This is a genomic window from uncultured Stenotrophomonas sp. (assembly GCF_963519125.1).
GTDB lineage: Bacteria > Pseudomonadota > Gammaproteobacteria > Xanthomonadales > Xanthomonadaceae > Stenotrophomonas.
In genome coordinates, this window is sequence record NZ_CAUQLJ010000005.1 from 145,808 (window position 1) to 158,961 (window position 13,154).

Here is a 13,154-nt window from a genome sequence, read left to right on the forward strand (position 1 = left end):
TTTTTTCGATCCCCCGGATTGTGGTCATGACCCAGAAGACGCTTCTCAACGATACCCACCGCGCGCTCGGCGCCAAGATGGTCGATTTCGGCGGTTGGGACATGCCCATCCACTACGGCTCGCAGCTGGATGAGCACCACCTGGTGCGTGCCGATGCCGGCATGTTCGACGTCAGCCACATGACCGTGGTCGACCTGCGCGGCGAAAAGGTGCGTGCGTTCCTGCGCCGCCTGCTGGCCAACTCGGTGGACAAGCTCAAGGTCCCGGGCAAGGCGCTGTACTCGTGCATGCTCAACGCGCAGGGCGGGGTGATCGACGACCTGATCGTCTACTACCTGGGTGAGGACTTCTTCCGCATGGTGGTCAATGCTTCCACCCGCGAGAAGGACCTGGCCTGGATCCGCGAGCAGGCGGCCGCCTTCGACGTGCAGGTCACCGAACGCGAAGACCTGGCGATCATCGCCGTGCAGGGACCGACCGCGCGCGAGAAGGTGATCGGCCTGGTCGCCGAAGGTGACCGCGCCGCGCTGCAGAAGCTGGGCCGCTTCGCCGCGATCGAGGCCACCGCGACCAGCGGTGCGCCGCTGTTCGTCGCCCGCACCGGTTACACCGGCGAAGACGGCTTCGAGATCCTGGTCGCACAGGACCAGGTGGTTGCGTTCTGGAATGCACTGGCGGGCGCTGGGGTGCGTCCGGCCGGGCTGGGCGCGCGCGACACGCTGCGCCTGGAAGCCGGCATGAATCTGTATGGCCAGGACATGGACGAAGCCATCAGCCCGTTCGAAGCGGCGCTGGCCTGGACCGTGGCGCTGGACGAAGGCCGCGACTTCATCGGCCGCGACGTGCTCGAAGCGCAGAAGGCCGCCGGCGACGCGCGCCAGATGATCGGCCTGGTGATGGACGAGAAGGGCGTGCTGCGCCACGGCCAGGCGGTGAACACCGCCAGCGGCAGTGGCGAGATCCTGTCCGGTACGTTCTCGCCAACCCTGGGCAAGGGCATCGCCTTCGCACGCGTGCCGGCCGGCGAGCTCGGCCAGGTGCATGTGGACATCCGCGGCCGGCAGGTGCCGGTGCGCGTGGTCAAGTTCCCGTTCGTGCGCGAAGGCCAGGCCCAGCCCGGCGTTCTCGGCGAAGGCTGAGCTGCGTTCTACCCGGTTACACTACCCGCGTTTTCCTGACCCCCTGTAAATCTTCGGAGCAGTCCCATGAGCGAGATCCCCGGCGACCTCAAATTCCTCAAGTCCCACGAGTGGGCGCGCGTTGACGACAGCAACCGCGTCACCGTCGGCATTTCCGACCACGCCCAGGGCCTGCTTGGCGACCTGGTCTACGTCGAGCTGCCGGAAGTCGGCGCCGATGCCAAGGCCGGCGAGCAGATCGCGGTGGTCGAGTCGGTCAAGGCCGCCTCGGACGTGTACAGCCCGGTCTCCGGCAAGGTGGTCGAGGTCAACAGCGCCCTCGCCGACAAGCCGGAAACCATCAACGAAGACGCCTACGGCGACGGCTGGATGTTCGTGGTCGAGCTGTCCAACAAGGACGAGTTGAACGACCTGCTGGAACCGGACGACTACGCCGAAGGCCTGGACGACGAGGACAACTGATCCTCGTCTTCCCGGAACAGAAACGGCCGCCTGATGCGGCCGTTTTTTTTTGGTCGATGCACGTAACCGGCAAGAAGGCGGCGCCCGGTGGCCGCCAAAAGTTTGCGCAGTTGCGCGAATCCGGACGCAAAAAGCGTTGCCGGATGTGAAAAGTTTTCGCCCCCGTTTTGGCGCCGTGCGGGAAGCGCTCGCGCGTTCGATGGCATGCACGTTGCGGCGGCGCGTTGGCACGCGCCGCGTGCAGGGCGTTCAAGCGAAAGTGCTTCTTTTAAGTGTTTTTCTTTCAACGCATCGACGAAGCGCGCGTTGCGCGCGTCGGTTCGGGTCGGTTCGACACGGTCCCGACGGGCGCCTGCAGAGGGTGTGGCGCAGGCGCATCGGCCCCCCGCCATGTGAAATTTTTTCGCGGGGGTTGTTGACAGTGAAAAAAAGCGTGATTAGGTTTCGCCTCAGCAGACCTTGCCTGCGAAACGAGCCAACCGAATCGACATCCAGTCGCGAAGCACAACCAGAACATCCACCGCGCGTCCGAGGACGGTGGAGTCGGGTTCGCTTCCTCCGGTGAAACGCAAGGTCACCCCACCTTCGATACCTGCCTGGCAGTTCCTGGTCGGTATCCCCGTATCCGTCACGACGCGCATGACGCGACGGCGGTCCCCGCAACGCTCCAACGGCGGGTTTGCTTTACCTGGGCGTTTCAACTCCATAGATCACTGACGAGGAGCCAATCCCATGGCAACCAAGAAAGCTGCGAAGAAAAAGCCGGCCGCCAAGAAGGCCGTAAAGAAGGTCGCCAAGAAGGCGGCTGCCAAGAAGGCCGTGAAGAAGGTAGCCAAGAAGGCGGCTGCCAAGAAGACGGTAAAGAAGGCAGCCAAGAAGGCGACTGCCCGCAAGGCAGTGAAGAAGACGGCAAAGAAGGCGGTCCGCAAGGTCGCCAAGAAGGCCGCCGCCAAGAAGACCGCGAAGAAGGCAGTGAAGAAGACTGCCAAGAAGGCCGTCCGCAAGGTAGCCAAGAAGGCGGCTGCCAAGAAGACCGCAAAGAAGGCCGTCCGCAAGGTAGCCAAGAAGGCCGCTGCCAAGAAGACCGCCAAGAAGACTGCGAAAAAGGCAGTCCGCAAGGTCGCCAAGAAGGCCACTGCCAAGAAGGCCACCGCGCGCAAGCCGGCCGCCAAGAAGGCTTCGGCCAAGAAGGCAGTGAAGAAGGTCGCCAAGCGCAAGCCGGCGGTCCGCAAGAAGAAGGCTGCACCGGTCGCCCTGCCGGCTACCCCGGCACCGCTGATCTGATCGATTCCCGATAGCCGTACCTGAAACTCCTTCCCCGGCAGCCCAGCGGGGAGGGAGTTTTTTTTTGCCATGCAAAAAAAGCGGCCCGTGGGCCGCTTTTTCGCATCCATCATCCGGATCGTCTTACCGCGGCGAAGCCACCGCCCGATCCGAAGAAACACCCTTGCGCTTGCCCGGGCTGCTGTCTTCGGTCATCAGGTTGTCGCTGCCGAAATCGGTGTCCACGTCCAGCCAGCGCTGCGCGGGCAGGCCCATGGCGGCATCGAGCACGGTCGGCAGCAGGCCGCTGGGCAGGCTGCTCTCACCGTTCCACATGATGGCGATGCCGAGGTCGCGCTCGGGGACCAGCGCAACCAGGCCGCGATAGCCCTGCACGGCACCGGCATGAAAGATCACTTCGTGCCCGGCGTAATCGAAGTTGCGCCAGCCCAGTGCGTAGCCGGCCGAGTGCAGGCGCTCACGGCGCCAGCCCGAACGCATTTCGCCGGGGGTGTTGATCAACGTGGAGTGCAGGGTGGCCAGCAGCGGCGCCGGCAGCACGTCGGGGCGGTGACCGGTGTGGGCCAGCAGCCACTGCGCCATGTCGCTGGCGCTGGCATTGACGCCCGCAGCAGGCGCCAGACGGTAGTAGGTGGGCTTGGGGGTCAGTGACACCCAGCCATTGCGGCTGCGCACGTGTGGACGCGCCCAGCGCGAGCTGGCCTGGATGCCGGCCAGGCCGAGGCTGGCATCGTCCATGCCCAGCGGCTTGAACAGGCGGCGTTCGACCGACTGCTCGTAGAAACTGCCGGAGGCGGCGTACACGACGTCGCCGATCAGGCTGAAGGCCACGTTCTGGTACGCGTAGCAGTCGCCCGGCTGGCACTTGAGCGAGGTCGAGGCGAGCTTGTGGGTCAGCGTGTAGTACTCGGCGTTGGCTTCCACGTCGCGGTCGTAGGCGTTGTACGGCAGGCCGACGCGATGGCTGAGCAGGTCGGCCACGGTCAGCTTGTCGGTCGCTTCGGGGCTGTTGAGCTGGAAGCCGGGCACATAGTCGGTGACCTTGCTGTCCCAGCGCAGGGTGCCGTCGTTGACCAGCAGGCCGGCCATGGTGCCGGCGAACGCCTTGGACAGCGACGCCAGGCGGAACACGGTGTGCGCGTCGACCATCTGCGGGTTGTTGACGTCGGTGACGCCATAGCCGCGCGCGCTGAGCACGCGGCCGCCCTGCACAATCGCCACGGCCATGCCGGGCACGCGCTCGCCATAGGTGAGCTGCTGGGCCATGGATTCGATGTTGGCCACGCTGAAGCCGGCGGCCGGCGGCAGCACGGTCGGGGTGGTCGAGGTGGCCCGGTAGGCGGCGGGCTGGGTATGCGCGATGGCAGGGGCGGCGCTGTTCTCGATGTTGACCGGGAACGACGCCGGGGTTGCACTCGGGGTCTGGGCGGTGGACGACATGGCGATGGGCATGAGCATGCCCAGCAACCCGGTGGCCGCCGAACGGATCGGTCGGCGCCTGCTGTTTTCTTTCATCGTGTAAGGCCTGTGCGCAGCTGCTTGGGCCGATTCTAGCGCCGCTTTTCCTGATTGCACAAATTGAGCGAAGATGAATGCGTATCGCATTGAAAAGGCCCGGTTTTTGCAGGGGACGGACGGCCGTGTGTGAGGGCCTGTTCAGGTGTCGCGCAGCCAGGCGGCGGCGCGCTCGGCAATCATGATGGTCGGGGCGTTGGTGTTGCCGCTGACCAGGCGCGGCATGACCGAGGCGTCGACCACGCGCAGCCCGCGCACACCGTACACGCGCAGCTGGGGGTCGACCACGGCATCGGCGCACTGGCCCATCGCGCAGGTACCGACCGGGTGGTAGATGGTTTCGGCCTTGGCGCGTATGAAGGCCTCCAGCGCGGTGTCGTCCAGGTGCTCGCTGGCGGGGAAGATCGGCGCACCGCGCCAGCGATCGAAGGCAGGTTGTCGCAGGATCTGCGCGGACATGCGCACGCAGTGCTTCATCATCGCCATGTCGTGGCCGTCGGCATCGCCCAGATAGTTGGGTTCGATCCTGGGTGGCGAGACGGGGTCGCCGTCGCGCAGGTGAATGCGGCCGCGGCTGCGCGGGTGCAGCGCGCAGGCGTGCAGGGTGTAGCCGTCGCCAGGCAGGCGATGGCGGCCGTGGTCGTCGAGCATGGCCGGCACGAAGTGGAACTGCACGTCGGCACCGGCATCCGGGGCGAGCGGGGAGCGGGCGAAGCCGCCGGCTTCGGCGATGTTGCTGGTGCCGGCACCGCGGTGGCCGCGCAGGAAGTAGTCGAAGGCGATGCGGGCCTGGTTGCTGCGGTCGTAGCTGACCCCGGGATGGGTGTGCACGAGGGTGCAGATGTCCAGATGGTCCTGCAGGTTGCCACCGACGCCGGGCAGGTCGACGCGGGTGCTGATGCCGTGCGCGCGCAGCTGGCGATGGGGACCGATGCCGGACAGCATGAGCAGGTGCGGCGAGTGGATCGCACCGGCGCTGAGGATGACCTCGCGCGCGGCCAGGGCGTGCCGGTGAGCGCCATGCTGGTGGAAGTACACCCCGGTGGCGGTGTCGCCCTGGAAGCTCAGGGCGCGCGCCCGTGCGCCGGTCAGCACGGTCAGGTTGCGGCGGCCGCGCGCGGGGCGCAGGTAGGCGGTGGCGCTGGAGCAGCGCGCCCCGTCACGCTGGGTGACCTGGTACAGGCCGACACCGGTCTGGTGGGCTCCGTTGAAGTCGGGGTTGCGGGCGTGCCCGGCTTCGACGGCGGCGTCGATGAAGGCGTCGGAGAGCGGATTGTGGTGGCGCAGGTCGTCGACCGACAGCGGACCGGCGTCGCCATGCCATGGGCTGGTACCGCGGCTGTTGGCTTCGCTGTGCAGGAACCAGGGCAACACCTGGGCCCACTCCCAGCCGGTGGCCCCGGCGGCGGCCCAGCGGTCGTAGTCGGCGGGCACGCCGCGCACGTAGCACATGGCGTTGATGGCGCTGGAGCCGCCGAGCACTTTGCCGCGCGGCCACCACAGGCGGCGCCCGTCGAGGGCGGATTGCGGTTCGGTGTACAGGTTCCAGTTGATGCGGCGGTTGTTGACCAGGCGGGCGAGGCCGGCGGGCATGTGGATGAAGGGGTTGCGGTCGCGCGGGCCGGCTTCGAGCAGGAGCACGCGGCAGTGCGGGTCGGCGCTGAGCCGGTTGGCGAGGACGCAGCCCGCCGAGCCGGCGCCGACGATGATGTAGTCGTACATGTCCGCTCCCCAACGGTGATCGGGCCAGCATACGGCACCACTGGCGATGTTGCGGTGCATCGTTTACCGTGCGCGCTTTATCGCCTGGAATGCGCACGCGCCATGACCGCCGTACCTTCGACCGCGCCGACCGGGCTGCGCGCGGCGCTGCGCCAGTCGCCGCCGCTGCTGTGGGCGTGCGTGTATTTCTTCTGCCTGCTCAGCGGTTATTACGTGCTGCGCCCGGTGCGGGAGGCGATGGCGGCGTCGGCGGACCTGCAGGCGGTGTTCCCGCCCGCGCTGATCGGGTGGTTCGCGGGGCGCGGGATCGCGCTGCAGGACTTCGTACTGCAGGTGCTGTTCACGGGGGTGTTCGTGATAATGGTGATTCTGCAGCCGCTGTACGGGGCGCTGGTGAGCCGCTATCCGCGCCGGGTGTTCCTGCCGCTGGTGTACGGGTTCTTCATTGCGACGCTGCTGGGCTTCTACGTGCTGTTCGACAGCGGGGTGCCGGGGCGGGGGATGCTGTTCTTCTTCTGGGCGGCGGTGTTCAACCTGTTCGCGGTGGCGGTGTTCTGGAGTTTCATGGCGGACGTGTTCTCGAACGTGCAGGCGCGTGCGTTCTACGGGTACATCGGGGCGGCGGGTACGATCGGGGCATTCCTGGGTCCGACGCTCACCTCGACGCTGGTGCAGCGGGTGGGGATCGCGAACCTGATGCTGGTGTCGGCGGGGTTCCTGTGCATCTGTCTGTTCTGCATCTGGCGGCTGCGTTTGTGGGCGGTGGCGCGCGAGCGTGAGCAGCAACTGGTGTCGGGGGAGACGCCGATGGGTGGGGGCGTGCTGGACGGGTTGAAGCTGATCGCGCGTGAGCCGCTGCTGCGCTGGCTGGCGGTGATGGTGGTGTTCGGGGTGGGGATCGGGACGCTGCTGTACAACGAGCAGGCGTCGATCGTGCGCCGGTTGTATACGGACGCGGCGGCGAGCACGGCGTTCTATTCGCGGATCGATCTGGCGATCAATGCGCTGACGCTGGTGCTGCAGTTGGGGGTGACGCGCTGGCTGTTGTCGCGGTTCGGGATCGCGCCGGCGCTGTTGATTCCGGGCTTTGCGATCATCGCGGGGTTTTCGGTGCTGGCGGCGTCGCCGCTGCCGGTGATGGTGGCGATCGTGCAGGTGCTGACGCGGGCGAGTGAGTTTTCACTGGCGAAGCCGGCGCGGGAGACGATTTTCACGCGGGTGGACCGGCAGTGGCGCTACAAGGCGGGCGCGGCGATCGACACGGTGGTGTACCGGGCGGGCGACCTGACCTTCGCGTGGGTGCACAAGGGGCTGTCGGTGTTCGGTTCGAGTGCGGTGTTCGCGGGCGGGCTGCTGGTGGCGGGAATCATGACGACGGCGGCGTTCGGGCTGCTGCGCGAAGAAAAGAAGCTGCCGGCGGAGCGGCCGGAGTAAGCTGTTTCCAACTTGTTCGAGGTGTGCGCATGTACTGGACCGCTGTAATCCTGACCCTGGTGGTCGCGCTGTTGCACGTGTACTTCCTGGTGCTGGAGATGTTCCTGTGGACGCGTCCGCTGGGACTGAAGACGTTCCGCAACACGCCGGAGAAGGCGGAGCTGACGCGGGTGCTGGCGGCGAACCAGGGCCTGTACAACGGCTTCCTGGCGGCAGGCCTGTTCTGGGGCCTGTTCGATCACCTGCCGATGCTGGTGAACTTCATGCTGGGCTGCGTGATCGTGGCCGGGTGCTATGGGGCGTACAGCGTCAATCGGCGGATCTTCTTCATCCAGGCGGTGCCGGCCATCCTGGCAGTGATTGCCTGGCAGTTCGTGCCGGCCTGATTGCCTGTCGTCCGTGCACACCGTGCCGGATTGCGCACCGTCCCGGGTTGCGCACCGTCCCGGGTTGCGCACCGTCCCGGGTTGCGCACCGTCCGTAGAGCCGGGCTCTGCCCGGCTGCTGTTGGATTTGGGCGAACAGCCCTCGGCTGAGACGTTTCCTGGTGTGGGGCCGGCGGGTGGGGGGTACGGGACACGCCTTGAATCTCCCGTTAGGCTCGGGCGGCACATCCATGTGCCTTCACGGTCCCGTACCCCCACCCGCCGACCCCTCGATAGTGCGTCGGTGGCCACGGGAAACGCAGGCGCCGATCATTTCCCTGCGTCACCGGACGCGGGTGATTTCACGGCGGTCGTTTGGGAACCGACCCTACCAAAACAGCCAGCGCGCGATCACGCACCCACGTCGAAATGCCGCGCCCGCGTAGGGACACGCCATGCGTGTCAGCCGTTCCCAACCGCACACGACCATGTGGGGCTGCCCGGCGGCCGCCCCTGCACGTAGCAGGGAGGCGCTGCTTTCAGCGAAATACGCAATCAACCGCGCTTGACCGGCGACACCCACATTTCGATCGTCGCCTCAAACACGGCGGTGCCGGCGTCATCGCGCACCGTTACCTTCACCGGCACCCCATACCCCGCCTCCGCCGCAACGATCGGAATCTCCGGCACCGCCACCGCGTGCTGGGTACCCACCGCCTTCGCCAGATATTTCACCTCCATCCCTTTCGGGATCCAGCGCATGCCGCGTGGCAGCGAGGCGTCTACCATCAGGCCGGCGGTGAGTTCGGCGAGGTTGCACAGCGCTATCGCGTGCACCGTGCCGATGTGGTTGGTGACCTTGCGCCGGTGGGCGATGCGGCCTTCGCAGCGGCCGGGTTCGAGCAGGGTGATGCGCGGGGCGATGCTGGCGAAGTAGGGCGCCTTGAAGCAGACCGCGCGTGAGAACAGCCACTGGCCGGCGGGCCAGCGTTGCATGCGGTGGTAGAGGTTCAACAGGGGAGCGGCCATCGGTTCTTCCTCAAAAAAAACGGCGGACCGAAGTCCGCCGTTGTGGTTCATGCCGTGATGGCGATCAGGCCGCCTGCGACTGGGCGTCCTTGCGTTCGCGGTCGTAGTAGCTGGCCGAACGCAGTTCGTGCGGTTCGAAGTCGTCCACGGTGATGGTGTCCATGGTCAGCGTGCGCAGCTCTTCCAGCAGCGTGCGTTCGTCCTGGGTGATCACGCCTTCGGCCACCGCTTCGTCCAGCTGGGCGGTGAAGTCGAGGGCTTCGATGCCCTTGGTCTTCAGTGCCTTGATGAACTTGCGCTCGACCGGCTCGGCCATGATCGCCTTGGACAGGTAGCTGTTGATGCGGCCACCCGGGTTGTTCTCGCACGGGGTCAGGAACACGCCGCTGGCCAGACGATCACGCGCTTCGTTCGGCGCCATCAGCAGGGCGGCGACGCGGCGGCTCAGACGGTCGCCCGGAGCCTCGGCACGACGGCCCAGCGGGAAGATCAGCGCCCACATCAGCCAGCCGATCGGACGGATCGGGAAGTTGCGCAGCGCGGCCGACAGCGATTCCTCGATCTTGTGCACGCTGTCATGGAAGGCCCAGGCCAGCAGCGGCTGGTCGGCCTGCGGTGCGCCTTCGTCGTGGTAGCGCTTGAGCATGGCGCTGGTCATGTAGACGTGGCTCAGCACATCGCCCAGGCGGCCGGACAGCGATTCCTTGAACTTCAGCTTGCCGCCGAGGGTCATCATCGAGATGTCGGCCATCAGCGCCAGGTTGGCCGAGTAACGGTCCAGCTTGCGGAAGTAGCGGCGGGTATAGGCGTCGCCCGGGGCGGCGCCGAAGCGCGCGCCGGTCAGGCCGAACCAGAACGAACGCACGGCATTGGAGATACCGAAGCGGATGTGGCCGAACAGGCTGCGGTCGAACTCCTGCAGGCCGGCACGGGTGTCCGGATCCTGCGCGGCCTTCATTTCCTTCAGCACCCACGGGTGGCAGAGGATCGCACCCTGGCCGAAGATCAGCAGGCTGCGGGTCATGATGTTGGCGCCTTCCACGGTGATCGCGATCGGCGCGGCCTGCCAGCTGCGGCCGGCGAAGTTGCGCGGCCCCAGGATGATGCCCTTGCCGCCGATCACGTCCATCATGTCCGAGATCACCTCGCGGCTCATGTTGGTGCAGTGGTACTTGGCGATAGCCGACGGCACCGACGGCACGTCACCACGGTCGACCGCCGCGGCGGTGGCCTGCGACAGCGCGCTGATCTTGTAGGCCTTGCCGCCGATGCGGGCCAGCGCTTCTTCCACGCCCTCGAAGCGGCCGACCGACAGGCCGAACTGCTTGCGGATGCGTGCATAGGCGCCGGTGACGGCGGCACCGGCCTTGGCACCGCCACTGGCGGTGGACGGCAGCGTGATCGAGCGACCCACGGCCAGGCACTCGTTGAGCATGTTCCAGCCCTTGCCGGCCATGGCTGCGCCACCGATCAGCTGGGTCAGCGGAATGAACACGTCCTTGCCGCGGATCGGACCGTTCTGGAAGGTCGAGTTCAGCGGGAAGTGGCGACGGCCGATTTCAACACCGGCGGTGTCGCGCGGCAGCAGGCCCAGGGTGATGCCGATGTCGCGGGTATCGCCGATCAGGCCATCCGGGTCGTACATGCGGAAGGCCAGGCCGATCAGCGATGCGACCGGGGCCAGGGTGATGTAGCGCTTGTCGAAGGTCAGCTTGACGCCGAGCACCTGCTCGCCGTTCCACTCGCCCTTGCAGACGATGCCGTAGTCCGGAATGGAGGTGGCGTCGGAACCGGCGAACGGACCGGTCAGGCCGAAGCAGGGCACCTCGCGACCATCGGCCAGGCGCGGCAGGTACTGGTCCTTCTGTTCCTGGGTGCCGTAATGCACCAGCAGTTCACCCGGGCCCAGCGAGTTCGGCACGCCGACGGTGGAGCTGACCACCGAAGACACCGAGGCCAGCTTCTGGATCACCTTGTGGTGGGCCAGTGCGGAGAAGCCCAGGCCGCCGTATTCCTTGGGGATGATCATGCCGAAGAACTTGTTCTTCTTGATGAAGGCCCACAGCTCCGGCGGCAGGTCGGCATGGACGTGGGTGATTTCCCAGTCGTTGACCATGGTGCACAGCTCTTCCACCGGGCCATCGAGGAAGGCCTGCTCTTCGGCGGTCAGCTGCGGCTTCGGGTAATTGAGCAGGATGTTCCAGTCCGGATCACCGGTGAACAGTTCGCCCTCGAAACCGACCGAACCGGTTTCCAGCGCAATGCGCTCGGTCTGCGACAGCGGCGGCAGCACCTTGCGGAACACCTTCATCATCGGGCCGGTCAGCAGCGGCTTGCGGATGAACGGCAGCAGCAGCGGCACGGCGATGACGGCGACGATGGCCGCGGCCACGATCGTTGCGGTCTGGTTGACGTATGGAATGAACCAGCAGGCCGCCAGCAGCGCCAGGCTGGCCAGCGTCCAGGTGATCAGCCGGCCACGGTGGTAGGCGACGACGGCGCCTGCCAGCAGGATGGCAAGGAAGGGGACGACATAGCTCATGAGCGTGCTCCGGTGACGTGCTCGGTTGTGGCGGACAGTGCCACGGCGGAGGCCGAGGGCAACACGTCCAGATAGTCCAACACAGTAGCGGTAAAGGCGTTGTTGTCGTCGCCGGCGACCATGTGGGTGGCCTCCGGCAACTGCACGTGGCGGGCGTGCGGTACCAACGCCAGGAATTCGGCCACCGTTTGCGGGGTGACCAGGGTGCTGCGCCCGCCGCTGACCAGCAGCACCGGGCATTTCACCTGGCGCGCCGCTTCGGCGAGCGCGTCCTGGTGCTGTTCGCTGTCGCGCGCCAGTTCGGCGACCAGGCGCGGGTCCCAATGCCAGCGCCAGCGACCGTGGCCGTCCTCGCGCAGAAGCGCGCGCAGCGACTCTTCCGACTTGCGCGGGCGGTGCGGCATGTACGCCGAAATCACGTCGGCGGCCTGTTCCAGTGACGCGAACCCGTCCGGGTGCGCGGTCATGAACATCAGGATCTTTTCGACCCCGGCGGTGTCCCAGCGGGGGGTAATGTCGACCAGCACCATGGCCGAGAACAGGCCCGGCCAGCGCGCTTCGGCGAGCAGGCCGAACAGGCCGCCCATCGAGGCGGCGACCAGCACCGGCGGCTGCGGCTGTTCGCCGGCCAGCACGATCAGGTCGTCGGCGAACTGTTCGCCGTGATAGGGCAGGTCGGGCGGGTTCCAGTCCGAATCGCCATGGCCGCGCGCGTCGTAGGCCAGGGTCTGGTAGCCGGCTGCTTCCAGCGACTGCGCGGTGGCGGTCCAGGCGTGCCGGGTCTGGCCGAAGCCATGGGCGAACAGCACGGTGCCGCGACGCCCGGGGGCGCTGCGGGTGGCGGCCAGCACGGTGTCGTGGGCGGCAGTCAGGCGGAGGGTGGGCGTTACCATACCGGCTAGTATGGACCTGCCTTCGGGCCTGTCAATACCGATGGGTATGGTTGAAGTGTGAATTCCACACAAACCGACCCCGGCGTATGGTTAAATCGTCAGCATGAATGAACCTGAAGCTTCCGCCGGCGAGCCCCGTGCCGGCCGCAACAGCCGCCTGAGCGCGGAAGACTGGGCGCAGGCCGCCTTGGACCTCATCGCTGAACAAGGTGTCGGCGCCGTTGCGGTGGAGCCGCTGGCGCGCCGCCTCGGGGTGACCAAGGGCAGTTTCTATTGGCACTTCCCGTCGCGCGATGCGCTGCTGCAGGCCGCGCTGGAGCGCTGGGAGCTGTTCGAGCAGGAGCAGGTGTTCGGCAGCCTGGAAGACGTGCCGGATCCGCGCGCGCGCCTGCGCCAGCTGTTCCAGGTGGTGGCGCATGAAGTGCAGCCGCACATCATCTACAGCGAACTGCTGAAGGCGCTGGACCACCCGATGGTGCGCCCGGTAATCGACCGTGTCTCGCACCGTCGCCTGGAGTATCTGGTGGCGTCGTTCCGCCAGGCCGGGTTGAGTCGCACCGACGCGCAGCACCGTGCACGGCTGGCCTATGCGGCGTATGTGGGCTTCCTGCAGTTGTCGCTGCAGCTGCAGCAGCCCAAGCCGGCACGCGAGGATTTCGAAGCGTACGTGGAGCATGTGATCGAGACCTTGATCCCGATCGGGTGATCGTGTCTGCACGCACGGAAAAAGCCGCGGAAGCGGCTTTTTTTGTGTCTGCGAGATCGGAGG

Annotated in this window: 11 protein-coding genes; 6 read left to right on the forward strand and 5 right to left on the reverse strand. The window is 66.7% G+C overall.

What is annotated here, in order from left to right:
- The first annotated feature begins 26 nt into the window (after nt 1-26).
- The 3 genes from gcvT (at nt 27) to RYM47_RS06110 (ending at nt 2,885) form a co-directional block, all read left to right on the forward strand.
- Nucleotides 27-1,139, forward strand: coding sequence for a glycine cleavage system aminomethyltransferase GcvT (gcvT, locus tag RYM47_RS06100; RefSeq protein ID WP_315386655.1), 1,113 nt, complete (start codon nt 27-29; stop codon nt 1,137-1,139).
- 66 nt (nt 1,140-1,205) lie between these two features.
- Nucleotides 1,206-1,601: a glycine cleavage system protein GcvH gene (gene gcvH / locus RYM47_RS06105; protein WP_070208779.1), complete on the forward strand. Its 396-nt coding sequence runs from the start codon at nt 1,206-1,208 to the stop codon at nt 1,599-1,601.
- Nucleotides 1,602-2,333: 732 nt separating this feature from the next.
- Nucleotides 2,334-2,885: a histone gene (locus RYM47_RS06110; RefSeq protein ID WP_171966760.1), complete on the forward strand. Its 552-nt coding sequence runs from the start codon at nt 2,334-2,336 to the stop codon at nt 2,883-2,885.
- Nucleotides 2,886-3,008: 123 nt separating this feature from the next.
- Here the strand turns inward: RYM47_RS06110 and RYM47_RS06115 are convergent, their stop codons facing one another.
- Nucleotides 3,009-4,400 (reverse strand): serine hydrolase domain-containing protein, encoded by a 1,392-nt coding sequence (locus RYM47_RS06115; RefSeq protein WP_315386656.1) that lies wholly within the window; start codon nt 4,398-4,400, stop codon nt 3,009-3,011.
- 141 nt (nt 4,401-4,541) lie between these two features.
- On the reverse strand, nt 4,542-6,122 hold the full coding sequence (locus tag RYM47_RS06120) for a choline dehydrogenase (protein ID WP_315386657.1): 1,581 nt from the start codon (nt 6,120-6,122) through the stop codon (nt 4,542-4,544).
- Nucleotides 6,123-6,224: 102 nt separating this feature from the next.
- Between RYM47_RS06120 and RYM47_RS06125 the strand changes: the two genes are divergently transcribed.
- Complete coding sequence (locus RYM47_RS06125; RefSeq protein WP_315386703.1) at nt 6,225-7,556, forward strand: MFS transporter; 1,332 nt, start codon at nt 6,225-6,227, stop codon at nt 7,554-7,556.
- Nucleotides 7,557-7,585: 29 nt separating this feature from the next.
- The gene (locus tag RYM47_RS06130) at nt 7,586-7,942 is read left to right on the forward strand and encodes a DUF1304 domain-containing protein (RefSeq protein ID WP_070209451.1); all 357 of its coding nucleotides are present in this window, start codon (nt 7,586-7,588) and stop codon (nt 7,940-7,942) included.
- Between the two features lie 534 nt (nt 7,943-8,476).
- Here the strand turns inward: RYM47_RS06130 and RYM47_RS06135 are convergent.
- From RYM47_RS06135 to RYM47_RS06145, 3 genes are all read right to left on the reverse strand, one after another.
- Nucleotides 8,477-8,950: a hotdog fold domain-containing protein gene (locus RYM47_RS06135; protein WP_315386658.1), complete on the reverse strand. Its 474-nt coding sequence runs from the start codon at nt 8,948-8,950 to the stop codon at nt 8,477-8,479.
- A 64-nt stretch (nt 8,951-9,014) separates the two neighbouring features.
- Nucleotides 9,015-11,492, reverse strand: a complete 2,478-nt coding sequence (locus RYM47_RS06140) for an acyl-CoA dehydrogenase (RefSeq protein WP_315386659.1) — start codon at nt 11,490-11,492, stop codon at nt 9,015-9,017.
- Nucleotides 11,489-12,385, reverse strand: coding sequence for an alpha/beta hydrolase (locus RYM47_RS06145; RefSeq protein ID WP_315386660.1), 897 nt, complete (start codon nt 12,383-12,385; stop codon nt 11,489-11,491). Before RYM47_RS06145 ends, RYM47_RS06140 begins: the two co-directional genes overlap by 4 nt.
- 103 nt (nt 12,386-12,488) lie before the next feature.
- Here RYM47_RS06145 and RYM47_RS06150 point away from each other — a divergent pair, with 103 nt between their 5' ends.
- Complete coding sequence (locus RYM47_RS06150; protein ID WP_068853700.1) at nt 12,489-13,091, forward strand: TetR/AcrR family transcriptional regulator; 603 nt, start codon at nt 12,489-12,491, stop codon at nt 13,089-13,091.
- Nucleotides 13,092-13,154 lie beyond the last annotated feature (63 nt).